The organism is Rhizobium sp. L43, assembly GCF_002531725.1.
Lineage (GTDB): Bacteria > Pseudomonadota > Alphaproteobacteria > Rhizobiales > Rhizobiaceae > Rhizobium.
On sequence record NZ_NWSQ01000015.1, the window covers coordinates 107,244 to 128,659 of the forward strand.

Annotated in this window: 18 protein-coding genes; 5 read left to right on the forward strand and 13 right to left on the reverse strand. The window is 62.1% G+C overall.

The window, feature by feature from the left end; translation table 11 throughout:
- Positions 1 to 14: 14 nt before the first annotated feature.
- From CO667_RS20550 to CO667_RS20570, 5 genes are all read right to left on the reverse strand, one after another.
- Positions 15 to 1,055, reverse strand: coding sequence for an ABC transporter permease (locus CO667_RS20550; RefSeq protein WP_097620107.1), 1,041 nt, complete (start codon positions 1,053 to 1,055; stop codon positions 15 to 17).
- An 18-nt stretch (positions 1,056 to 1,073) separates the two neighbouring features.
- On the reverse strand, positions 1,074 to 2,570 hold the full coding sequence (locus CO667_RS20555; protein ID WP_097620108.1) for a sugar ABC transporter ATP-binding protein: 1,497 nt from the start codon (positions 2,568 to 2,570) through the stop codon (positions 1,074 to 1,076).
- A 105-nt stretch (positions 2,571 to 2,675) separates the two neighbouring features.
- Positions 2,676 to 3,569: an NAD(P)-dependent oxidoreductase gene (locus CO667_RS20560; RefSeq protein WP_097620109.1), complete on the reverse strand. Its 894-nt coding sequence runs from the start codon at positions 3,567 to 3,569 to the stop codon at positions 2,676 to 2,678.
- Positions 3,559 to 4,113, reverse strand: a complete 555-nt coding sequence (locus CO667_RS20565; RefSeq protein ID WP_097620110.1) for a gluconokinase — start codon at positions 4,111 to 4,113, stop codon at positions 3,559 to 3,561. The genes CO667_RS20560 and CO667_RS20565 overlap by 11 nt, the downstream gene beginning before the upstream one ends.
- Positions 4,114 to 4,126: 13 nt before the next feature.
- Entirely contained in the window at positions 4,127 to 4,891 is a 765-nt protein-coding gene (locus CO667_RS20570) for an SDR family oxidoreductase (protein WP_097620111.1), read from the reverse strand.
- Between the two features lie 135 nt (positions 4,892 to 5,026).
- Here CO667_RS20570 and CO667_RS20575 point away from each other — a divergent pair, with 135 nt between their 5' ends.
- Both CO667_RS20575 and CO667_RS20580 read left to right on the forward strand, forming a co-directional pair.
- Positions 5,027 to 5,968: a 2-hydroxyacid dehydrogenase gene (locus CO667_RS20575; RefSeq protein WP_097620112.1), complete on the forward strand. Its 942-nt coding sequence runs from the start codon at positions 5,027 to 5,029 to the stop codon at positions 5,966 to 5,968.
- Between the two features lie 10 nt (positions 5,969 to 5,978).
- Positions 5,979 to 7,010 carry an L-idonate 5-dehydrogenase gene (locus CO667_RS20580; protein ID WP_097620113.1) on the forward strand — a complete coding sequence of 344 codons (1,032 nt, stop codon included), beginning with the start codon at positions 5,979 to 5,981 and terminating at the stop codon, positions 7,008 to 7,010.
- Between the two features lie 12 nt (positions 7,011 to 7,022).
- Here the strand turns inward: CO667_RS20580 and CO667_RS20585 are convergent, their stop codons facing one another.
- Positions 7,023 to 8,096, reverse strand: a complete 1,074-nt coding sequence (locus CO667_RS20585; RefSeq protein ID WP_097620114.1) for a LacI family DNA-binding transcriptional regulator — start codon at positions 8,094 to 8,096, stop codon at positions 7,023 to 7,025.
- A 180-nt stretch (positions 8,097 to 8,276) separates the two neighbouring features.
- Between CO667_RS20585 and CO667_RS20590 the strand changes: the two genes are divergently transcribed.
- Entirely contained in the window at positions 8,277 to 9,203 is a 927-nt protein-coding gene (locus CO667_RS20590) for an SMP-30/gluconolactonase/LRE family protein (RefSeq protein WP_097620115.1), read from the forward strand.
- Between the two features lie 62 nt (positions 9,204 to 9,265).
- Here CO667_RS20590 and CO667_RS20595 read toward each other — a convergent pair whose 3' ends face one another.
- Both CO667_RS20595 and CO667_RS20600 read right to left on the reverse strand, forming a co-directional pair.
- Positions 9,266 to 11,386: a VWA domain-containing protein gene (locus CO667_RS20595; RefSeq protein WP_097620116.1), complete on the reverse strand. Its 2,121-nt coding sequence runs from the start codon at positions 11,384 to 11,386 to the stop codon at positions 9,266 to 9,268.
- Positions 11,383 to 11,907, reverse strand: coding sequence for an RNA polymerase sigma factor (locus CO667_RS20600; RefSeq protein WP_097620117.1), 525 nt, complete (start codon positions 11,905 to 11,907; stop codon positions 11,383 to 11,385). Before CO667_RS20600 ends, CO667_RS20595 begins: the two co-directional genes overlap by 4 nt.
- 278 nt (positions 11,908 to 12,185) lie before the next feature.
- Between CO667_RS20600 and CO667_RS20605 the strand changes: the two genes are divergently transcribed.
- Positions 12,186 to 13,097 carry an alpha/beta hydrolase gene (locus CO667_RS20605; protein ID WP_097620118.1) on the forward strand — a complete coding sequence of 304 codons (912 nt, stop codon included), beginning with the start codon at positions 12,186 to 12,188 and terminating at the stop codon, positions 13,095 to 13,097.
- 219 nt (positions 13,098 to 13,316) lie between these two features.
- On the opposite strand, the gene CO667_RS20615 is transcribed toward CO667_RS20605, so the two are convergent.
- Together CO667_RS20615 and CO667_RS20620 are read right to left on the reverse strand one after the other, a co-directional pair.
- Positions 13,317 to 15,320 carry a CocE/NonD family hydrolase gene (locus tag CO667_RS20615; protein WP_097620119.1) on the reverse strand — a complete coding sequence of 668 codons (2,004 nt, stop codon included), beginning with the start codon at positions 15,318 to 15,320 and terminating at the stop codon, positions 13,317 to 13,319.
- A 21-nt stretch (positions 15,321 to 15,341) separates the two neighbouring features.
- Positions 15,342 to 16,922 (reverse strand): ABC transporter substrate-binding protein, encoded by a 1,581-nt coding sequence (locus tag CO667_RS20620; protein WP_097620120.1) that lies wholly within the window; start codon positions 16,920 to 16,922, stop codon positions 15,342 to 15,344.
- A gap of 122 nt (positions 16,923 to 17,044) precedes the next feature.
- On the opposite strand from CO667_RS20620, the gene CO667_RS20625 reads away from it, so the two are divergent.
- Positions 17,045 to 17,830, forward strand: coding sequence for a helix-turn-helix transcriptional regulator (locus CO667_RS20625; protein ID WP_097620121.1), 786 nt, complete (start codon positions 17,045 to 17,047; stop codon positions 17,828 to 17,830).
- 59 nt (positions 17,831 to 17,889) lie between these two features.
- On the opposite strand, the gene CO667_RS20630 is transcribed toward CO667_RS20625, so the two are convergent.
- From CO667_RS20630 to CO667_RS20640, 3 genes are read right to left on the reverse strand one after another with little or no spacing between them, the layout of a single operon-like run.
- On the reverse strand, positions 17,890 to 19,521 hold the full coding sequence (locus CO667_RS20630) for an ABC transporter ATP-binding protein (RefSeq protein ID WP_097620122.1): 1,632 nt from the start codon (positions 19,519 to 19,521) through the stop codon (positions 17,890 to 17,892).
- A complete protein-coding gene (locus tag CO667_RS20635) occupies positions 19,514 to 20,341 on the reverse strand; it encodes an ABC transporter permease (protein WP_097620123.1) in 828 nt (275 codons plus the stop codon). Before CO667_RS20635 ends, CO667_RS20630 begins: the two co-directional genes overlap by 8 nt.
- A complete protein-coding gene (locus CO667_RS20640) occupies positions 20,338 to 21,342 on the reverse strand; it encodes an ABC transporter permease (RefSeq protein WP_097620124.1) in 1,005 nt (334 codons plus the stop codon). The genes CO667_RS20635 and CO667_RS20640 overlap by 4 nt, the downstream gene beginning before the upstream one ends.
- Positions 21,343 to 21,416 lie beyond the last annotated feature (74 nt).

Genomic DNA, 21,416 nt, shown 5'->3' on the forward strand with positions numbered 1-21,416 from the left:
CCGGCGATCCGGCATCATTTCGATGCGGGCGTGATCCTCCTCACAGCCCCGCGTTTGCGCTGGGCGTAACCTGCTATGCCGATGGCGATCAGCAGGGTCACGCCGTTGAACAGCGGTTCGACGAAGAACGAGCCGCCGAATTGCTGAATTCCTGATATGCCGACCGCCAGGATGATGACGCCGATCAAGGTGCCCCAGACATTCACCCGTCCGGGCTTGATCGTCGTCGATCCCAAGAAGGCGCCGACAAGCGCCGGCAGCAGATATTCGAGGCCGACGCTCGCCTGGCCGATCCGCAGCTTCGAGGCGAGAAGGACCCCGGTCAGGGCCGCGAGCAGCCCCGAGGTGACGAAGGCGCCGATCACGAATTTGCGGACCGGAATGCCGTTGAGGGCGGCGGCCTTCGGATTGGCGCCGATGGCGTAGAGATAGCGGCCGATCGGCAGGTATTCGAGCACGATCCACATGCAGATGGCGATCAGCAGCACGTAGAAGCCGGTGATCGGCAGGCCGAACAGCATGGTGCCGTTCAGCGCATAGAACCCCTCAGGCAGGACGCCGACCACCTGCCGACCGCCGGTGTGCCAGAGGGCGAGCGCGTAAAGGACGGTTCCGGTGCCGAGCGTGGCGATGAAGCTGTCGATCTTGGCGACCTCGACCAGCAGCCCGTTGATGAAGCCGGTGAAGACGCCGAGTGCGAGAACGATCAGGACGGCGACCGGCCAGGGCAGGCCGTAGGCCGTCTGCAGGCTGATGGCGAGAATGTGCCAGAGCACGATGCCATAACCGACGGTGAGATCGATGCGTCCCGATGCCATCGGGATCATCGCGGCCAGCGACAGAAGCGCAATGATTGCCTTGTCGGAGACGATTGAGCGGACGTTCAGCACGGTCGGGAACGTATCGGGCAGCAGGATCGAGAAGAGCACGATCAGGCCGACGGTGAGGATCACCAGCCCGTAAACCGGGATCAGGCGTCCGATCTTCTGCCCCGTGGACAGGCCGGCCATTTCGCTCTTGGTTGGCTCCAGCGCGGTGGATTCAATGGATTGCATGGCTGTTCTCCCGATGGCTCAAGCGGCTTCCGACGCAGATGCGGCTGTGATCACCGCCTCCGTCGTCAGGGCGCTTCCAGTCAGTTCGCTGACGATTTTGCCGCGCGAGAAGACCAGCGCGCGGTGGCAGATATGGGCGATTTCCTCGAAATCCGTCGACACCACGACGACCGCGAGACCGGCCTCGAGCGCCTGGGTGATCAGACGGTAGATCTCCGCACGCGCGCCGATGTCGACGCCGGCGGTCGGATCTTCGGCGATCAGCAGCTTGCGACCGGTCGCCAGCCAGCGGCCGACGACCACTTTCTGCTGATTGCCGCCCGACAGGGCCTCCACCGGCAGATCCGGGTCGTTCGGCCTGAGGCCGACGGAATGGCCGATCTTATGAGCAAGATCGGCTTCACCGCGCGGCGACAGGAAGGACAAAAGCCTACGCCCGACGGCGCCCGGATTGAGATAAGTATTTTCCCGAATGGACAGCGAGAGCGCCACGGATTCCTCCGTCCGGTCACGGGCGATCAAGCCGATGCCCGATGCCATGGCCCGCAACGGGCTCGAAAGGTCCGGGGCCTCACCATGCAGCAGAACCGAGCCGTTGAAGGGCTCGCAGCCGAACAGCGCGCGGCCGATCCGTTCCTGCCCGGCGCCACGCAATCCAGCCAACCCCAGAAGCTCGCCTTCCCGGATATCGAAGGATATAGGGCTCGTACCGGCGCAGACGAGATCGCGAACCTTGACGATCGCCTTGCCGGGCGCGATCGCGGTCTTGGAAAAGAGATTGTCGCCGCTGCGGCCGATGATCATCGTCACCAGTTCGTCGGGGGTCGTTTCGCTGACGGGCTTCTGTCCGACCATGCAGCCGTCGCGCAGCACGGCGACCCGGTCGGCGATGCGGAAAATCTCGTCCAGCCTGTGGGAGACGTAGATCATGCCGACGCCGCGCTCCTTCAGCGGGCGGATCGCATTGAACAGCCGATCGACTTCGTCGGCGGGAAGGCTCGCCGTCGGCTCGTCGAGCACCAGAACGTCGGCTTCGACGGCAAGCGCGCGGGCAATGGCGACGAGCGATTTTTCGGTGCGCGACAGGGCCGAGACCCGTGTCGTCGGGTCGAAATCGCAGCCGACCAGTTTCAGTGCTTCCTTGGCGCGGGCCTGTGTTCTGTTCCAATCGATCAGGCCGCGGTGCATCGAGAAACCCTGCGACAGGCCCATGTTCTCGCCGACCGTCATCCACTCGATCAGACCGAGATCCTGATGGATGAAGGCGACCGGCTGCCGCTCGTTCGGTTTGGGCGGGCGATGATGGTAGCTCTGGCCGCGAAACAGGATGTCGCCGTTGTCGGGCTTGTAGATGCCGGCAAGCGTCTTGATCAGCGTCGATTTGCCGGCGCCGTTTTCGCCCAGCAGCGCAAGGATTTCACCCTCGCGCAGGTCGATCGATACGTCACGCAGCGCCTGCGTGCCGCCGAAGCTTTTGGTGATCGATTGGAACTCCAGCAGTCTCTTGGCTTCCACTGTGGCTCCTCCCAAAGCTGCAGCTGTCGTCGTGAAGAGATGTTATCGATAACATTCCGAAATAGTCAAGCGGAAAATAACAATCCCGAACGCCTGAAATTGGCGTCAGTCGGCGCAAAATCCGTCGAGGAGACGCATCATCTCGGCGGAGTCCTTCGGCCCGAGGCCGGCAGCGCAGAGCAGGCGGTGAATCTCCACCACCGCGCCCGTCATCGGCAGCGGCGTCTTGGTCTTCAATGCAAAGGCCTGAAGCGAATCCAGGTCCTTCAGCATGTTGTCGATCCTGCCGGTCGGCGAGAAGTCCCGGGCGGCGAATTTTGCCATGAATTCCTGCAATATCCGGCTGTCCGCCCTGCCGCCGGCAAGAGCGGCCGGGATGGCCGAGGGATCGACGCCGCCGGCTTCCGCGAGCTTGACGGCTTCCGCGACCGCCTGGAACAGCACGGCGCAGAACAGCTGATTGATCAGCTTGGTGGTCTGCCCGGCGCCGGATGCGCCCATCAGCGTATAATTGGCGGCAAGATGCCGCATCACCACGCGCGCCCGTTCGAAATCCTCGGGGCTGCCGCCGGCCATGATCGTCAGCTTTCCGCCGAGCGCGCCGGGCACGCCGCCCGAAAGCGGGCAATCCACCCATGCCATGCCCGTTTCCCCACGCAGCCGCTTCGCCATGTCGGCCGTCTCGGCGGGGTCGATGGAGGACATGTCGATCAGCAGCTTGTCGGCGCTTGCCGCCGCCGCAACACCCTGTTCGCCGAAGACGACGGCGCGGACGATGTTGGCGTGGTTGAGGCTGAGCACGCAAAATTCCGATGCCGAGACGGCGTTTGCCACCGAGCTTGCCGCGTGGGCGCCCTTGGCTGCCAATGCCGCGACCTTTTCGGCATCGAGATCGAAGACAGATACTTTGTGGCCGGTTTCGATCAGTCGCATGACGATCGCCGTTCCCATGATGCCGGCGCCGATGACGGCGACATCCGCTCTATTATCATCCTGCATGAAAACCTCCCTTGATGGCCGCGCCTCTCAGCCCCTCACAAGCCAGCGCCACCATATCATCCAAAGACATATCGATCGCCACCGTCACCACGCCAGCTTCACCGGTCGGCTGCTCCAGCGTCTGCAACTGGCTGTCGAGCAGCGATGCCGGCATAAAATGGCCCTGGCGGGCTTGCATCCGCGACAATAGCAGGTCGCGGGATCCCTCCAGGAAAACAAAGGCGAGGTGCCCGCCCGCCGCCTGCCGCAGCCTGTCCCGATAGCTTTTCTTCAGCGCCGAACAGGAAATCACCAATCCTTGCGACGCCTTTTGCGCGGTCTTTATTTCCGCGCCGATCCGGTCGAGCCAGGGCAGACGGTCGTCGTCGGTGAGCGGGATGCCCTTGGCCATCTTCTCGACATTGGCAGCCGGGTGGAGCTGGTCGCCCTCCAGAAACGGCACGCCGTTTTGCGCGGCGATGCGCGCTCCAACCGAGGATTTGCCGCAGCCGCTGACGCCCATGACGACGACGGCCAGAGGCGATGTCTTTTGCTCGAAGTCCATCGTCGCACCTCTGTCAGAGGCAGGTGGTGATGCCGCCGTCGACATAAAGCGTATGACCGTTGATGAAGGACGAACCGCGGCCTGCCAGGAAAACGGCGGCACCCACCAGTTCCTCGACATTGCCCCAGCGTCCGGCCGGCGTCCGCTTCTCCAGCCAGGAGGAGAATTCGGGATTGTCGACGAGCGCCTGGTTGAGCGGCGTCTTGAAATAGCCCGGCGCGATCGCGTTGATCTGCAGGCCGTGCTTGGCCCAGTCGGCGCACATGCCGCGGGTCAGATTGCGCACCGCGCCCTTGGTCGCCGTGTAAGGGGCAATGCCGGGACGCGCCAGCTCGCTCTGCACCGAGGCGATATTGATGATCTTGCCCTGGCCGCGGGCGATCATGGCTTTGGCGGCCGCCTGGCCGACGTAAAACACGCTCGAAATATTGGTGGTCAGCAACAGCTCCCATTTATCCGCCGGGAAGTCTTCCAGCGGCGTGCGAAACTGCATGCCGGCATTGTTGATCAGGATGTCGAGCGGCCCGATATCGGCTTCGATCGCGGCAATACCCTGCGCGGCATCATCCTTGCTGGTCACGTCGAAGATGGCCGCATGGGCAGACAGGCCTTGAGCCTTGAGACTCTCGACTGCGCGTTTGACGCTTTCGGGCGTGCGGCCGTTGATGACGACCTCGGCGCCATGCTGCGCCAGGCCCTCGGCCAGCGCATAACCGATCCCCTGGCTCGAGCCGGTGATCAGGGCAAGCCGCCCGGTAAGATCAAACAGGTTCTTCATGCGGATAACTCCTCCGGTGTCGCTGCGAATGACGCCTTATACCGCCACTCGCGGTGAAACTCACTTGACATCGCTTTTCCGAATTATATGTTATCGATAACATAATCAACTGTCAAAATGCGGGACGGAGACGGAATGCCTGAGGTAGAGATCTTGATGGCCGGAGCCTATCCGGAATGGGACATGGTCGATCTGGAGGCGAAGTATCGCGTTCACCGCCTGTGGGAAGCGGCAGACCGGCAGGAACTGATCGCAAGGGTCGGCCAGGATATTCGCGCCATCGCAACCCGCGGCGAACTCGGCGCCTCCGCCGAGCTGATGAAGCAATTGCCGAAACTGGAAATCGTCTCCTGTTACGGCGTCGGCACCGACGCCATCGACCTCTCCTATGCCCGCGCCAACGGTATTCGCGTCACCAATACCCCCGACGTGCTGACCGAAGATGTCGCCGATATCGCCATCGGACTGCTGCTTGCCACAGCGCGGCAGATCCCGCAGGCCGACGTTTTCGTCCGCGCCGGCCAGTGGGGCAATGTCGCCATGCCGCTGGTGACGCGGGTCTCCGGCAAGAAGGTCGGACTGGCCGGCATGGGGCGGATCGGCAAGGCGATCGCCAAGCGGGCTGCCGCTTTCGGCTGCGACATCTCCTATTTCGCCCGCAATGAGCATACCGATGTTGCCTACGCCTACCAGCCGGACCTGGTCGCACTGGCCGATTGGGCCGATTTTCTGATCGTCATCGTCCCCGGCGGGCAGGCGACCCTGAAGATCATCAACGCCGATGTGCTCAAAGCGCTCGGTCCCAACGGCATGTTGATCAATGTTTCGCGCGGAACGACCGTCGACGAAGAGGCGCTGATCGCAGGCCTTCAGGACGGCACCATCCAGGCCGCCGGCCTCGACGTGTTCCTGAACGAACCGAAGATCGATGCGCGTTTCCTGACGCTCCAAAACGTGGTGTTGCAGCCCCATCATGGCTCGGGTACCGTCGAGACCCGCAAAGCCATGGGCCAGCTGGTCAGAGACAATCTCGCCGCGCATTTTGCCGGCAACGCGCTTCCAACTCCCGTCGTGTGAGGGTTTCGATATGAAAGCCATCGTCATTCATGCCGCCAAGGATCTGAGGATCGAAGAGCGCGAGCCGGAGGTTGCGGGAGAGGGGCAGGTGGAGATCGCCATCGAAGCCGGCGGCATTTGCGGCTCCGACCTGCATTATTACAATCACGGCGGTTTCGGCACCGTTCGCCTGCGCGAACCGATGATCCTCGGCCATGAGATCGCCGGCACCGTCAAGGCGCTGGGTGCCGGTGTGAGCGACCTTGCCGTCGGCGACCGTGTCGCGGTTTCGCCGAGCCGGCCGTGCAGCCATTGCCAATATTGCCTGAAGGGACAGCAGAACCACTGCCTCAACATGCGGTTTTACGGCAGCGCCATGCCGATGCCGCATATTCAGGGCGGCTTTCGCCAGCGGCTGGTGGCGGAGCGCTGGCAATGCCACAAGGTCGCCGATGGCATTTCCATCCACGAGGCCGCCTTCGCCGAACCCTTTGCGGTGACGCTGCATGCGGCCAACCGCGCCGGATCGCTGCTCGGCAAACGGGTGCTCGTCACCGGGTGCGGCCCGATCGGCATGCTGGCGATCGTTGCGGCCCGCGTCCTCGGCGCCCGCGAGATCGTCGCCACCGATGTGACCGACAGCGTTCTGGCGATCGCCCGCACCAGCGGCGCCGATCGCACGATCAATGTTGCGACGAATGCTGCCGACCTTGCCGCTTACGGCGCCGACAAGGGATATTTCGACGTCATGTTCGAGGCGTCGGGCAATGAACGGGCGGTGCGCGCGGGCCTGGAGGCGCTGAAGCCCCGCGCCGTTCTCGTGCAACTCGGCCTTGGCGGCGACGTCTCCATTCCGCAGAACATGATCGTTGCGAAAGAAATCGAGATGCGCGGCACGTTCCGCTTTCACGAGGAATTTGCGCTCGCCGTCGAACTGATCAACGCCCGTCGCGTCGATCTGAAACCGCTGCTGACAGGGGTTTTTACCATCGACGAGGCCGTCGCCGCCTTCGAACTGGCAGGCGATCGCAGCAAGTCGATGAAGGTGCAGATCGCCTTTTGATGTTGTCGCCAGCTATCGGGCGCCGCCGCGGTCCGTGCTTTCGCGCAGGACAACCTTGTAGCCGGTCAATGTCATCTCGTCGCCGGTCGCCTCGCCGCTGCCCTGCAGGGCATCCAGCAGGCGGGCGGCGGCCTGTCGGCCGATGCCGTAACAGTCGACATTGATGGTGGTGATGCTGGGATGACAGATCGACGAGATCTCGTAATCGCCGAAGCCGGCAATGGCGATATCACCCGGCACGTTCATTCCCCTGCGCTTGCATTCCATGATCGCACCGAAGGCGGAAAGGTCGGAGACGCAGAGAACCACTTCCGTGTCCGGCCAGCGCTCCAGGAGGCTCACCACCGCCTGGCCGCCCTGTTCCATGGTGATCGGCGGCACGCCGAAGGAAATCGCCCGGCCCGGTCCCAAGCCCAGTTCTTCGACAGTCTTCAGGAAACCGCTTCGCCGCTGGCTGCCGCGCGTATCGCGCGCCGTCGTACCGCCGATATAGCCGAACCTCCGATAGCCCTGACTGGCAAGTGTGCGCACCAGCAGGGACATCGCCTCGCTGTTGGAAAAGCCGACGACGTGATTGATCGGCTCCTCCGGAATTTCCCAGGTTTCAACCACCGGAATGCCGGCCTTATCAAGCATGCGCCGGGCGCGATCGGTGTGCGAACCGCCTGTCAGGATGACGCCTTCGGGGCGGCGGCGCAGCATCGCCTCGATCAGCTTTTCTTCTTTCTCGGCGGAATAGTCGGTATAGCCGAGCAGAAGCTGCAGGCCGGTATTCTCAAGCGCATCGGTAATGCCGCGCGCGGTGTCGGAAAAATTCGAATTGTTGATGGAGGGCACCAGCGCCGCGATGAAGCCGCTGCGCCGCGAGGAAAGACTGCCGGCCGAAAGGTCGAGCACATAACCCAGCGCGTCGACCGCCTCCATGATGCGCTTGCGGGTCTCTTCGGAAACGCTGGCATCCTGCCGAAAGGCGCGCGAAACGGTCATGGCCGAGACGCCGACATATTTGGCGACCTCAGCCATCGTCAGCTTCTGGGCGTCTCCTCCCTTGAGACGCTTATCTTTTGGCTCATCCTCGTTTTTCACTGGGCTCCGCTTTCAATCAGCTTCCGAGTTGGGCAACTCGGGACACGATAAAGTTATCGCTATCATCGCACAATCGATATTATTGCGGCACTGCATCGTTCCACAGTCCGCCGATCTCTGTACGATGAGCGCAAAACAGGGCAGAATGGTATCGATAACAATTCGAGGTGAGGGAGCATCATGTTCGGAGAAATCGAGGGTACGGGGTTTGAGATTCTCGACCCGCGCTTTGAAAACTGCTTCGTCGGCCATGCCCGCGTCGAGCGGCTTTGGACGGGCGGCCGCTGGCTGGAGGGGCCGGCCTGGTTCGCCGCCGGACGGTATCTGGTCTTCTCGGATATCCCCAACAATCGCATGATGCGCTACGACGACACCAGCGGGCAGACCTCGGTGTTCCGCTCGCCCAGCAACAACTCGAACGGCAATACGGTCGATAATCAGGGACGGCTTGTCACCTGCGAGCATCTGACGCGCCGGGTCACGCGGACGGATTTCGACGGCGGGATTACCGTGCTGGCCGATCGCATTGCCGGCAAAAGGCTGAATTCTCCGAACGACGTCACCGTCAGATCCGACGGGACGATCTGGTTCACCGACCCGAGCTACGGCATCCTCCACGATTATGAGGGCGATTACGGCGAAGAGGAAATCGGCGGATGCCATGTCTACCGGCATGATCCGGCAACAGGCACGACCGAGCAGATGACCTCCGATTTCGTCAAGCCGAACGGGTTGGCTTTCTCCCCTGACGAGACCCTTCTCTACATTGCCGACACCGGGGCCTCGCACCTGCCGGGCGGTCCTCGGCATATAAGAAAGCTCGCAGTATCAGGCGATGGAAAGCTGACCGATCTCGGCGTTTTCGCCGAATGCACCTCAGGCTTTTTCGATGGCTTTCGCGTCGACCGGAAGGGAAGGATATGGACGAGCGCCGCCGACGGCGTGCACGCCTATGACCCGGATGGCACCCTGCTCGGCAAGATCCATATTCCGGAGATCGTTTCCAATGTCGCTTTCGCAGGCGAGAAACTGAGCCGCCTCTTCATCACCGCGACCACGTCTCTCTACGCTGTTTATCTCACCGCCAACGGCTCGAGGCCCGGGTAATCGCCGAGGAGAGGCTGCCCTTCCAGGCAGCCTCTCCTCGGGAACTGACGATCGATCAGTCTTCACCGCTGGCTGAGGCCGTCCGCCAGCCTGATGAGGCCGAGGAAATCCGACCGGTAGCCGAAGGTGTCCGTTCCCCGCGATGCCGCGGCGAGATCGGCAATCGCCTGATAGGAATAGGCATCGACGGCGGCGATGCGGCTCAGTTTCTGGCCGAAGGCGGCGACGGCCACCGAGAAACGGACATCCTGCGGCGCCGCATCGACGGTGGCGACCGTGTTGCCGTCACCGACGGGCGTGGTGATGAGGGCGCTCTTGTCTTCGCCCGGCCGCTTGTAGCGCATCTTGACGAAGGCAAGCTCGCCTCCATGCGCACTATCCGATGTCGCGGCGGGCGCCTTGTCGGCCGTGCCGTAACGCAGGTCGTCATTCATCACCGCGGGACTTCCCTTCGGCGTGATCTCGTAGATTGCCGTGACGCTGTGGCCGGAGCCGATATCGCCGGCGTCGACACGGTCATTGTTGAAATCCTCACGGTTGAGCGCCCGCGTCTCGTAGCCGATCAGCCGGTATTCGGCGATCCGTTCCGGGTTGAACTCGACCTGGAACTTGACGTCCTTGGCGATCGGAAACAGCGTCGAGCCGGCTTCTTCGACCAGCGTCTTCTGCGCCTCCGCCAAAGTGTCGATATAGGCCGCACTGCCATTGCCGTTCTGGGCCAGCGTCTGCATCAGCGAATCGTTGAGATTGCCGCGCCCGAAACCGAGAACGGTCAGGAAGATGCCGTCCTTGCGCTTCTCTTCGATGATGCGCTTCAAGTCCTCGTCGCTCGACGGGCCGACATTGAAGTCGCCATCGGTCGCCAGCATCACCCGGTTGACGCCGTCCTTGACGAAGGCCTGTTTGGCAAGATCATAGGCCGCCTCGATGCCTTCGGCGCCGCCGGTCGAGCCGCCCGGCTCCAACTTGTCGATTGCCGATAGGATCTTCGATTTCTCCGCCACCCGCGTCGGCTCGAGCACCGTGCCGGCATTGCCGGCATAGGTGACGATCGAGACGGTATCGTCGGGTTTCAGCCTGTTGACCAGCAGACGGAAGGCGCTCTTCAAAAGCGGCAGCTTGTCCGGCTCGTCCATCGAACCCGAGACGTCGATCAGGAAGACCAGATTGGCGTGCGGCGCAGTCGCCGGCGCGATGTCATAGCCCTTGATCGCCACATGCATCAGTTCCGTGTCGTGGTTCCACGGGGTCGGCATCACGGTCACCGTCGCCTTGAAGGGCTGGTCGGCTTTGTCAGGACCCGGCCAGTCATAGGGGAAATAATTGATCATCTCCTCGACGCGAACCGATTGCGGATCGGGCAGCGCCCCGCCGGTCAGCGACCGGCGGACGAAGGAATAGGAGGCGCTGTCGACATCGGCGGAGAAGGTCGAAACCGGATCCGTCGCCACACTTTTGATCGGATTTGCCGCGGCATTGGCAAAGCGTTCGCGATCAGCTTCGACTTGAATCTCGACGCGCCCTTCCTCAGGTGGAACAGGCGAGGGGGCGACGGCGGCCATCGGTTCGGCCAATAGCTGTCCCTGAGCAGCCATGCCGGGAGCGGCCGGCGCAGCAGGTTTGGCCCCCCCGAGTGCCGCGGCGGAATCTTCCGACTTGCTCTTGAGAGCGGCAATTTCGCCGGCATCGAATTCGGAGAGCTGCTCCGCTGCGGGCTTTGCGGGCTGTGACTCCTTGTCCTGCAAGGCTTGCGCGCCGTTGGCGGCAGACGATTGAGCCGGCCGGTTCTCTTCTGTCTCCGCAGGGTAAAGCCGAGGCGCGGCCGCGACGGGTTCGGCCGGTTTCGGCGCATTGGTTTGCGAAAGGTTGCCGGCGATCTCGGTCTGGTCGACGATCGGTTGGTTGCGGGTCAGCTCGATTGTGAGATAGCCGGCTGCGGGAATGACGAGCAGCGTCGCAAGGGCTGAACCGGCGAGGAATTTCTTATTCATGGCAGGGCTCCATATCCAGTTGATGATGGAGCTTTGACGCCAGCCTTTCGCACTTCCTTGGGGCGCCGGCGCATTATTTTCTGCGGTGTCGAAGGCCTGCATCGCCGCGGCAAGCGCGCGCGCGCGCGCCTCCGGATCGGCTGCCGGCGGTGTGAGGCGGGAGAGCTTTTCCAGTTCCTTGTCCACGGTCATACCTCTTCCTTGCCGAGCACTGTTTTCAGCCTCTTGCGCGCCTCATGGACCTGCCAGGACACGGTCGCCTCCGAACAGCCCATGACATCGGCGGCCGCGGAATGGCTGAGGCCTTCGCCGTAAACCAGCAGCACGGCGTCGCATTGCCTTTCCGGCAAAGCGCGCACGGCGGCCCACAATTCGCTCGACAGCTCGTCGTCATTTCCACCAGGTGCATCTGGCTGCGGTTCGGCGGCGTAAGCGCGGAATGTCTGCTCTTCCCGGGCCAGCTTGCGCCTATGGTCGCGGGCGGCGTTGAGCGTCAGCGTATAGAGCCAGGTCCTGAAGCGGCTGGCGCCGCGAAAGCTGCGGATGGCAGCGCCGAGCTTGACGCAAACCTCCTGGGCGATGTCGTCGGCATCCGTGGAACTGCCCGACCAGCGCCACGCCGTCGCGTGGACGAAATCATAATGGCGCGAGACCAGTTGCCCGAAGGCCTCCCGGTCGCCGCCCTGCGCTCGTTCTATGAGCTCCGCATCCAATTGCGCACCTACCCCCAAGCCATCCCGCACAAAGCCATCCAGCACGATGCTATTTCGAGATTGAGACGTTTCTCCGATGGATTTCCTTGGGTCGGCGACGAAAAAATTATCAGTTTTTTTAAAAGGCGGCGAAGCCTGGAAATGCAGGGGCAAATAATGAAGCGTCGCGACATCCTCGGGTCGCGACCAGACAGATTGCCGCCGACGCGAAGGCGCATGATAAGCGCAGAGTCGGCCAGGGACATGGATCTTCGTGTCCCAAATCGAAAGGACCCTGCATGTCCGCTCCCACATCTGTGCCCACCGAAAAGGGCATCCTGCAATTTCTCGAGATTTGCGATAGCTTCTATCCCGCCGACGCCGTCGAAGCGCCGGTCGAGCAGCAGCGGCATTGGTACGATGCTTTGTGCGCACGCTTCGACCGCCCGCTGCCCCCTGATATGATCTTTGCGGACGGCATGGTCCAGCGCATCCCGATCCGGCGCTACCGGCCGCGGAAAATCTACACGCGGACCGTTCTGCTCTATCTTCATGGCGGCGGTTTCGTCGTCGGTTCGCTGGAGAGCCATCACGCCATCTGCGCCGAGATCGCCGATTTTGCCGGTGCGGAACTCGTTTCCGTCGATTACCGGCTGGCGCCTGAATTTCGCTGGCCGGCGCAGACGGATGACGGCTTCGCGGTGTTGAAGCATCTGCTTTCCGCGGGCAACAAAGTCGTGCTGATCGGCGACAGCGCCGGCGGCAATCTGGCGGCGGGCCTCGCATTGCGGGCACGCGACGAGGACCTATCCGGCATCGTCGGCCAGGTTTTGATCTATCCGGCGCTCGGCGGTGACCTCGATGCGGGCTCCTATCTGGAGATGGCTAAGGCGCCTGGCCTGACGACGGCCGATGTCGCCTATTATCGCGAGATCCTGCAGGCGCCGGCAGGCAATGAGATCGCAGAACCGCTGCGTGCATCTTCGGTTGCCGGGCTGCCGCCGGCCTTCATCACCGTCGCGCATTTCGATCCGCTCCGAGACGATGGCCGGCACTATGCCACCCGGCTTGCAGCGGCAGGGGTCGAGGTCTGGTTTCGGGAGGAGCCGCAGATGGTGCATGCCTGGCTGCGCGCCCGCCACATGAGCGAGGGCGCAGGCGACGGTTTCCGCGCCGTTTGCGAGGCCGTCCGGCACTTCGCGGCGGCTTAGAGCCTTTCCGGGTTAGATTGCAGCATTCTGCCGGAGCAGGTTTTCGTCAGGGCAAAGGCGATTGGCGATGGGCATACCCCTTGGTACGTCCGAGCCGATCGCCTTTGATCCTGGCGGAAGATGCCCGGCCCTTCGGGTTGGCTGAAACGGGCCGGTCGACCACCCGACTCCGTTTGAGCCAACAGAATGCTGCAATCTAACCCGGAAAGGCTCTAACGATCACATTAGGTCACGCGCAATCCGCTTTTCCGCAAAGTCCTTTTCGAAGATCTGCACGTCATCCTCAAAAGCGGTCACCACGGCACTGATGATCCACTCGGTCCTGGTGCAAGCAATCCGCGCGGTCGCAACGGTGCGCACGAACCACTCCGCCCGGCGCATGTCGCAGATCCAGGTCGACGTCCCGGTCATCGACAGCGGATCGTCGGGTGAAATCGACCAGATTTCCTCCCGCAGCTGGCGGGTCGAGAGACCTGTCTCAGGGTGTTCGTAAAGTCCGGTATCCTCGTGGATGTGATAACCCGTTCGATTGGTCGAGAGATGGCGGACGACCTGCCGCTTCGTCGCGGCCGCCGCGTGCTCGATGTATTTAGGCAGGGGATCGGGATTGGCCGGTTCCTTGATGTCGATCTTCTGGTGCTCGCCGAGCATCGGCAGCCCCAGGCCGAGTGCCGCGATATCGACCTCGATGCCCTCGTCATCAGGCGGCGGCAGGATCATCGGCCAATAGGCGGTGGAAAGCGAAAGGCGGATGCGATGCCCCTTACGGAAGCGATAACCGCAGGCATCGAGCACGAGGCGGATCGACACCCTCTCGCCTGGCATCAGCGGCTTGGGATCTGCATTGCCGTCCCGGTGGGTAAGATTGACGACGCCGAAGGCGACACGCGTTGCCGTGCCGTCCGGATGGACGTCGACGAGCCGGGCACAGAGGTTCCCACCGGTTGCCCGGGAGCGTAGCGCAAGCGTCAGCACGGGTCGGCCGAGATAGTCGTAATCGCCAGCAAGCGGCATCGTATCGAAGGTCAGCGAGCCGGCATCGTCCAAGCGCTGATCGACCGCCATTTCGGCGTCGGGCTTCAGCGTGAAATATTCGCCTGATGCCGTCCCGGTGTCGAGCGGAGAGCGGAGATAGACGGAATGTTCGGGCGCATGCGGGATCGGCATGCCTTCCGTCAGCTTGCCGAATTGCTCGACATAGAAGCACTGCATCTGCGGCATCGACCAGACGTCCTTGGCGACCCAGAAGCCCGGATCGCTGTCGCGTCGCGGGGCAGGACGGACGGCGTCGAGAATATAGGCGCGGGCCTGCGGCAAGCCGTCGATGCCGTTGTTCTCGCCTCGCAGCCATCTGTTCCACCAGGCGATCGCTTCGCCATGGAAATCGGTGCGCGGCTTCGGCCAGGCAAAGTGCGGATATTTGTGGACCCAGGGGCCGATCAGCGCCTTGGCTTTGCCGCCCAGGCCTTCAACTGCCATCAGCGGCGTATTGCGGTAGCCGTCCGCCCAGCCGGCAATCACCAGCGCGGGGATCTCCACGCTCGAAAAATCCTCTGAGATCGAGCCATGACGCCAAAAATCATCGCGCCGCTGGTGGCTCAACCACTCTTCCATGAAGAAGGGTTCGCCGGCCAGGCGTTCCAGCCACATCTCCTTCCAGCGTTCGCCGACGAGTGCGGGGTCGGGCGAGCGCGACTGGTAACCGAGCATCGTTGCCGCCCACGAGAGCTGGGCGGAGAGATGGCAGCCGTTCTTGTAGTGGATGTCGTCATTGTAGCGGTCGACGGTCGAGGCGATCGATATGACGGCCTTCAGCCCCGGCGGACGCAGTGCTGCGACCTGCAGGCTGTTGAACCCGCCCCATGAGATGCCCATCATGCCGACCGCGCCGTTCGACCAGGGCTGCGCGGCAATCCAGGCAATGAGCTCGCAGGCATCGGCAAGCTCACGCTCGGTATATTCGCCATCGATGACGCCGTCGGATTCTCCCGATCCGCGGATATCGACGCGCACGCCGGCAATCCCGGCTGCAGCGAAGACGGGGTAGGTGGATTCATCACGCGGGCTTGTCCCGTCGCGCTTACGATAGGGCAGGAACTCGAAGACCGCCGGCACGGGATCCTTCTCCGTGCCGTCGGGCATCCAGATGCGTGCGGCGAGCCGCGTGCCGTCCTTCAAGGTGATCCACTGATTTTCGATGGTCGTGAAGCTGCGGTCTGACATGGTCATATATCCAGAAGAGCTTTAGGCATTAAGCCACACACGGCTGCCGATGTAGCCGTTGGACATATCGTTGCCGATATCGTCGACATATCCCTTCAGCGTTTTCGAAGAGGCCATGATATAGTCGTTGAAGACGGGCAAGATCAGACCGCCATCGTCTCGCACCATCAGCGCCAATTGCCGATAAAGCACTTTTCGCTTGGCCTCATCAAGTTCAGACCTTGCTTGCAGAACGAATTTGTCGAAGTCAGCGCGCTTGAAACGCGTGTCGTTCCATTCTGCGGTCGACAGGTAGGAGGTGGAATAGCGCGAATCCTGAGTCGGACGGCCGCCCCAGAACGAGGCGCAGAAGGGCTGCTTGTTCCAGACATTGGTCCAGTAGCCGTCTTCCGGTTCGCGCTTGACGTCGATCGTGATGCCGGCCTTGCGCGCGCTTTGCTGGAACAGGATCGCCGCATCCACGGCGCCCGGAAAGGCCGCGTCTGATGTGAGCAGCTGAATGGAGCGGTCGAGACCCGATTTTTTGAAGTGGAAGGCGGCCTTGTCCGGATCATAAGGGCGCTGCTCGATATCGGTCGGGGCGAGGGCGTAGTTGGAATTGACCGGATAGTCGTTGCCGATCGTTCCGTAGCCGCCCAGAACCTTGTCGAGGATCGCCTGACGATCGATGGCATATTTCAGCGCAAGCCGAAGATCGGCGTTCTCGAAGGGAGCGGTGTCGCAATGCGTCAGGAAACAATAGAAGCCCTTGCCGGCATTCCGGAGGATGTCGACGGTCGGTGCTCGCTGCAGCATCGGGACGGTCTTGGGGTCGACGTTGTTGACAAAATGGACCTGGCCGGAGGCAAGTGCGGCAATGCGGGCGGTGTTGTCGTTGATGACGAGGATTTCGACGCTGTCGACAAAGCCGCGGTCGGAGCGCCAATCCTTCGGGTTTTTCTCGAAGGCTGCGCGAACGCCCGGTTCGAAGCTTTTCAGAATGTAAGGACCTGTCCCGATGGCCGCCGCAGGCTTGTCGACGCCGCCCTTCGCCTGGATGATCAGGTGGTAGTCGGTCAAAAGCAAAGGCAGGTCCGCATTGCCTTCCGAAAGCGTCAGGATAAGATCGCCCGCTTTTTCTTCGATACCGGTGATCGAGGCCATGAGCCCTAGAGCACCCGACTGCGAATTCTTGTCCGCATGTCGCTTCAGTGTCGCGACGATGTCCGCGACGGTCATCTTGCTGCCGTCGTGAAACTGCACGTCGTTCCTGATCTTGAAAGTCCAGACGGATGCGTCCGCTGATGGCGTCCAGGAAGTCGCCAGCGACGGCAAGGGCGCACCGGTCTTGGGGTCGGATTCGACAAGTGTGTCGCCCCAGAGACGGCCAATGACGAACAACACGGAGGCGCTATAGGTCGCAGGGTCGAGCGCATCACTGGTGGCGCCGCCCTTGAGGCCGAGTTTCAGATGACCACCGCGTTTCGCTTCCTGCGCGTGGGCATCGCGCGGCACCAGCAGGCCGGAGGTGAGAGCAGGCAAAGCGCCCAGCGCGACGGCACCGCCCAGGAAGTGACGGCGGCCGATACTCAGAGGCGAAGATTGATCCTTTTCACGTGTCATTGCAGTTCCCTTTTTCAATTTTACTAGAAGGGAACGTAGAGGTCAGGCTGCTCCACGCAATTTCGCGACTTGACGCATCTTTAAGCGAGTTTACGCTACTAACATTTAAGACGGAGCCGCCGATGCGTCACCTGGTCGAGAACCTCAAGATTGCCTGTGCCACGCAGCGTTCCATTTCGCATCTGTGCCGCGCGATCGATATCAATCGGCAGCAATTCAATCGATATATCAACGGCCAGACGAGCCCGTCTGCCCATAATCTCGCGCGCATAGCCAAGTATTTCGATCTCGACGCAGCCGACTTTGGTCTCGCTCCCAGGCTCTTTCGCGAGCGGCTTCGCAAACCGACTCTGGACCTCAATCAAAGTTCCGAACTGTTAAAGGCGTTCCCAGGAGATCTGACCGCGCTCCGGCGCCATATCGGCTATTTCCAAACCTATCATCGTTCACCGTCCTGGCCGGGAATGGTTGTCTGTTCTTGCAGCCGCATTTTGGAGAAGGGTGGGCTTGCGCATGTCAAATCAATGGAGCGTCTGCGGGACCCCGGAAACGGCATCCAGCAGTTTTCGAAATATGTCGGCCTTGCTGCCTTCTATCGAAACCGGATTTTCATTACGGAGCGGGTGGTCGGCTCGAATCCGATACTGTCACAGACGATCCTCCTGCCATTCGACGAGTACCAGCGCGTCTATCTGCGCGGGACGACAATGGGAGTTTCCTGGCGAAGGGAAAATCTCCCCTATGCGTCGCGGATGATCTGGCGGCATGTCGGCGCCGAGCCCGACCTGCGCGAGCTTCTGTCGCGCTGCGGACCACTGCCGCTGTCTTCACGCCAGCTGCCACCGACGGTGCGCTCGTTCCTCGCAGATCCATCCGCGGAAGTATATGCCGTGCCGGCAGAGTATTGAAGACACCGATTTGCGACTAAGCCATCAGATCCGGATGACTGCCGGAAGATTTGGAGCCTTCAATTTCCAGCGCTTGCCATCTTCCGCGTCGTCAGTACCCGCTCCAGCCAGCCGATCTCCATCTCGGGCACGGATTTCAGCAGCAGGTCGGTGTAATCGTCGAAGGGCGGCGATAGCGCTTGGGATTTGGGACCGAAGCGGACGAGCTTGCCGCGATGCATCACCGCGACGCTGTCGGCGATGGCGCGCACGATAGCGATGTCATGGGTGATGAAGACGTAGGAGAGCTGTTCCTCTTCCTGCAGCTTCAGCAGCAGTTTCAGAATGCCTTCGGCAACCAGCGGATCGAGCGCCGAGGTCGGCTCGTCGCAGAGGATGAGTTCGGGCTTGGCGGCAAGCGCCCTCGCAATCGCTACGCGCTGCTTCTGGCCACCTGATAGTTCGGCCGGGTAGCGATCGACAAAGCCCTTGCCCATTTCGATCTGGTCGAGCAGTTCCTTTACCCTTGCGGTCTTCTCAGCGCCTCTCAGGCCATAATAGAAGGTCAGCGGGCGGCCAATGATGTCGCGGACCGTCTGCCGCGGGTTCATCGCCGTATCGGCCATCTGATAGATCAGCTGGATACGCCTCAAATCGTCATTCGGCCGGCTCTTGAGGCCTGGCATCAGCGGCTTTCCATCAAAGACGATGCGCCCGCTGCTCGGCGGCAACAGGCCGGTAATAACGCGCGCCAAGGTCGATTTGCCCGAGCCGGATTCGCCGACGACGGCGAGGGTCTGGCCCTTCGGCACATGCAGCGAGACATCGTGGAGCACTTTGAAGCCGTTGGAATATTCGGCGCTGACATTCTCCACCTTGAGAAGTGCCGTGGACTGGTCGGCCGCTTCCTCGCGGTAGGCCTGCCTGACATTGACGAGGGCGCGCGTATAGTCCTCCCGCGGCGCCTCGATGATCTGCCGGACGCTGCCATATTCGACTTGCTTGCCATAGCGCAGAACCATGATGTCGTCCGAGATCTGGGCGACGACGGCGAGGTCGTGGGTGATATAAAGGGCGGCGGTGTGCGTTTCCTCGATGGCATGTTTGATCGCCGCCAGCACGTCGATCTGCGTGGTGACGTCGAGTGCCGTCGTCGGTTCGTCGAAGACGATGAGTTCGGGGTTGGAGCAGAGCGCCATTGCCGTCATCGCGCGCTGCAACTGGCCGCCGGAGACCTGGTGGGGAAAGCGCTCGCCGAAGGTTTCGGGATTGGGCAGGCCGAGAACCCCGAACAGATAAAGCGCACGTTTGCGCGCCTCGTCCTTGCTCATCAATCCATGTTTGACCGAAGCCTCGATCACTTGGTCGCCGAGCCGATGCGCAGGATTGAAAGCAGCGGCGGCAGACTGCGCGACGTAGCAGACCCGCGCGCCGCGGATTTGACGGATGCCGTTCTTGCCGAGCGCCAGGATATTGGCATCGTCGAGCAAGACCTCGCCGCCGGTGATTTCGGCTCCGCCCCGGCCATAGGCGAGTGCGGAAAGGCCGATCGTCGACTTGCCGGCACCGGATTCCCCGATCAGGCCGAGAACCTTGCCCTTCTGCAGGTCGAAGGAAACGCCGTCGACGATCGTCACCCGTTTGGGCGGTTCACCCGGCGGATAGCTGGTTGCTTCGATCTTCAGATTGCGAACGGAAAGAAGCTCAGGCATCGCCGCGCCCTCCCTTGAGGCTGGATGTGCGTTTCAGGAGCCAGTCGACGACGAGGTTGACACAGACGGCAAGCACGGCGATCGCCGTGCCTGGCACCAGCGCTGCTGATATGCCGAAGATGATGCCGTCCTTGTTATCCTTGACCATGCCGCCCCAATCGGCCGCCGGCGGCTGAATGCCGAGGCCGAGGAAGGAAAGCGTCGAGAGGAAGAGGATCGAGAAGGCGAAGCGCAAGCCGAACTCGGCCAGCAGCGGCGACAGCGTGTTCGGCAGGATTTCGCGGAAGATGATCCAGAGCTTGCCTTCGCCGCGGAGCTTAGCAGCCTCGACGAATTCCATCACCGCGACATCGAGTGCCACGGCGCGGCCGAGACGGTAGACGCGGGTGGAATCGAGGATCGCCATGACAAGGATCAGGACGATGATGTTCTGCGGTAGGACCGCAAGAACCACGAGCGCGAAGATCAGCGTCGGGATCGACATCATCAGATCGTTGAAGCGCGAAAAGACCGTGTCGATGATGCCGCGCGAGACGGCAGCGGTGAAGCTCAGGATGATGCCGAGCGAGAAGGAGATGACGGTGGCAGCCGACGAGACCAGCAGCGTCGTGCGCGCGCCGTAGATCAGACGCGAGAGGATGTCGCGGCCGAGATTGTCGAGGCCGAAGACGTAATTCGCGTCGGCAGGCGCCCAGACGTCGCCGACGACCTGGGTCTCGCCATAAGGGGCGATCCAGGGCGCGAAGAGGGCGAAGATGAAGGCGACGGCAATGCCGGTCATGCCGATCCAGGCGGTGATGGGAATATCTCTCAATCTCATCGCGGATGCCTCAGCCGGGGATTGGCGATGATCGCAAGGATATCGGCCGTCATGTTGAGAAAGATGTAGACGGCCGCGAAGATCAGGCCGCAGGCCTGGACGACGGGCATGTCGCGCACGGTGACCGCATCGACCATATATTGCCCCATGCCGGGATAGACGAAGACCACCTCGACAACGACGACGCCGACCACGAGATAGGCAAGGTTCAATGCGACGACATTGATGATAGGCGCAAGCGCATTGGGGGCGGCGTGCTTGACGATCGCGCGGAAGGCGCTGAGGCCCTTCAACTCTGCCGTCTCCATATAAGCTGACGACATGACGGAGAGGATCGCCGCCCGCGTCATGCGCATCATGTGGGCAAGCACGACGAGCACGAGGGTCGCCGTCGGCAGCGCGATCGCCTTCAACCGCTCGACGAAACCCATGCTGTCATAGACCGTGGCCGGAAAGGTCGCCATGCCGAACTTCACCGCGAAGAACAGGATCAAGAGGTAGCCGATGAAGAATTCCGGCAGTGAGATCGCCGCAAGCGAGATGATGTTGATGATCTTGTCCGGCAGGCGGTTGCGGAAATGCACTGAGAACATGCCGAGGCCGACCGCGAGCGGCACAGAGATGACAGCTGCGAAACCCGCCAGGAAAAGCGAATTGCCGAGGCGTTTGCCGATCTGCTCGCTCACCGAATTCTTGCTGGCCCAGGAGGTGCCGAAATCCCCCTGGACGGCGTTGCCGAGCCACTCGACATAGCGCGTCGTGACCGGGCGGTTCAGCCCGAGATCCTGACGAATATTGGCAACGGCCTGCGGCGTCGCCGACTGGCCGAGATAGGTTGTGGCAAAATCGCCGGGCAGGGCTTCCAGACCGCCGAAAATCAGGATGGAAACGGCAAAAAGCAGGACGAGGCTGAGCACGAAGCGCTCGAGGATCAGGGCCAGCAGCGGAAAACGCTGCCGGAACCGGAGGCCGGGCAAGATGCCGGGGGCAGGATTGGTCATGGCGAGAACCTCGCGCTAAAACGGCGGGAGGACCGCGGGTTTCATCCCACGGTCCCGGCTTCGTTGGAGATCGG

What these genes read in the sequence shown, in the direction of transcription:
- CO667_RS20550 (WP_097620107.1), bottom strand. Translation starts at nt 1,055, where the DNA reads ATGCAATCCATTGAATCCACCGCGCTGGAGCCAACCAAGAGCGAAATG.
- CO667_RS20560 (WP_097620109.1), bottom strand. Translation starts at nt 3,569, where the DNA reads ATGCAGGATGATAATAGAGCGGATGTCGCCGTCATCGGCGCCGGCATC.
- CO667_RS20565 (WP_097620110.1), bottom strand. Translation starts at nt 4,113, where the DNA reads ATGGACTTCGAGCAAAAGACATCGCCTCTGGCCGTCGTCGTCATGGGC.
- CO667_RS20570 (WP_097620111.1), bottom strand. Translation starts at nt 4,891, where the DNA reads ATGAAGAACCTGTTTGATCTTACCGGGCGGCTTGCCCTGATCACCGGC.
- CO667_RS20575 (WP_097620112.1), top strand. Translation starts at nt 5,027, where the DNA reads ATGCCTGAGGTAGAGATCTTGATGGCCGGAGCCTATCCGGAATGGGAC.
- CO667_RS20580 (WP_097620113.1), top strand. Translation starts at nt 5,979, where the DNA reads ATGAAAGCCATCGTCATTCATGCCGCCAAGGATCTGAGGATCGAAGAG.
- CO667_RS20590 (WP_097620115.1), top strand. Translation starts at nt 8,277, where the DNA reads ATGTTCGGAGAAATCGAGGGTACGGGGTTTGAGATTCTCGACCCGCGC.
- CO667_RS20595 (WP_097620116.1), bottom strand. Translation starts at nt 11,386, where the DNA reads ATGACCGTGGACAAGGAACTGGAAAAGCTCTCCCGCCTCACACCGCCG.
- CO667_RS20605 (WP_097620118.1), top strand. Translation starts at nt 12,186, where the DNA reads ATGTCCGCTCCCACATCTGTGCCCACCGAAAAGGGCATCCTGCAATTT.
- CO667_RS20615 (WP_097620119.1), bottom strand. Translation starts at nt 15,320, where the DNA reads ATGTCAGACCGCAGCTTCACGACCATCGAAAATCAGTGGATCACCTTG.
- CO667_RS20620 (WP_097620120.1), bottom strand. Translation starts at nt 16,922, where the DNA reads ATGACACGTGAAAAGGATCAATCTTCGCCTCTGAGTATCGGCCGCCGT.
- CO667_RS20625 (WP_097620121.1), top strand. Translation starts at nt 17,045, where the DNA reads ATGCGTCACCTGGTCGAGAACCTCAAGATTGCCTGTGCCACGCAGCGT.
- CO667_RS20630 (WP_097620122.1), bottom strand. Translation starts at nt 19,521, where the DNA reads ATGCCTGAGCTTCTTTCCGTTCGCAATCTGAAGATCGAAGCAACCAGC.
- CO667_RS20635 (WP_097620123.1), bottom strand. Translation starts at nt 20,341, where the DNA reads ATGAGATTGAGAGATATTCCCATCACCGCCTGGATCGGCATGACCGGC.
- CO667_RS20640 (WP_097620124.1), bottom strand. Translation starts at nt 21,342, where the DNA reads ATGACCAATCCTGCCCCCGGCATCTTGCCCGGCCTCCGGTTCCGGCAG.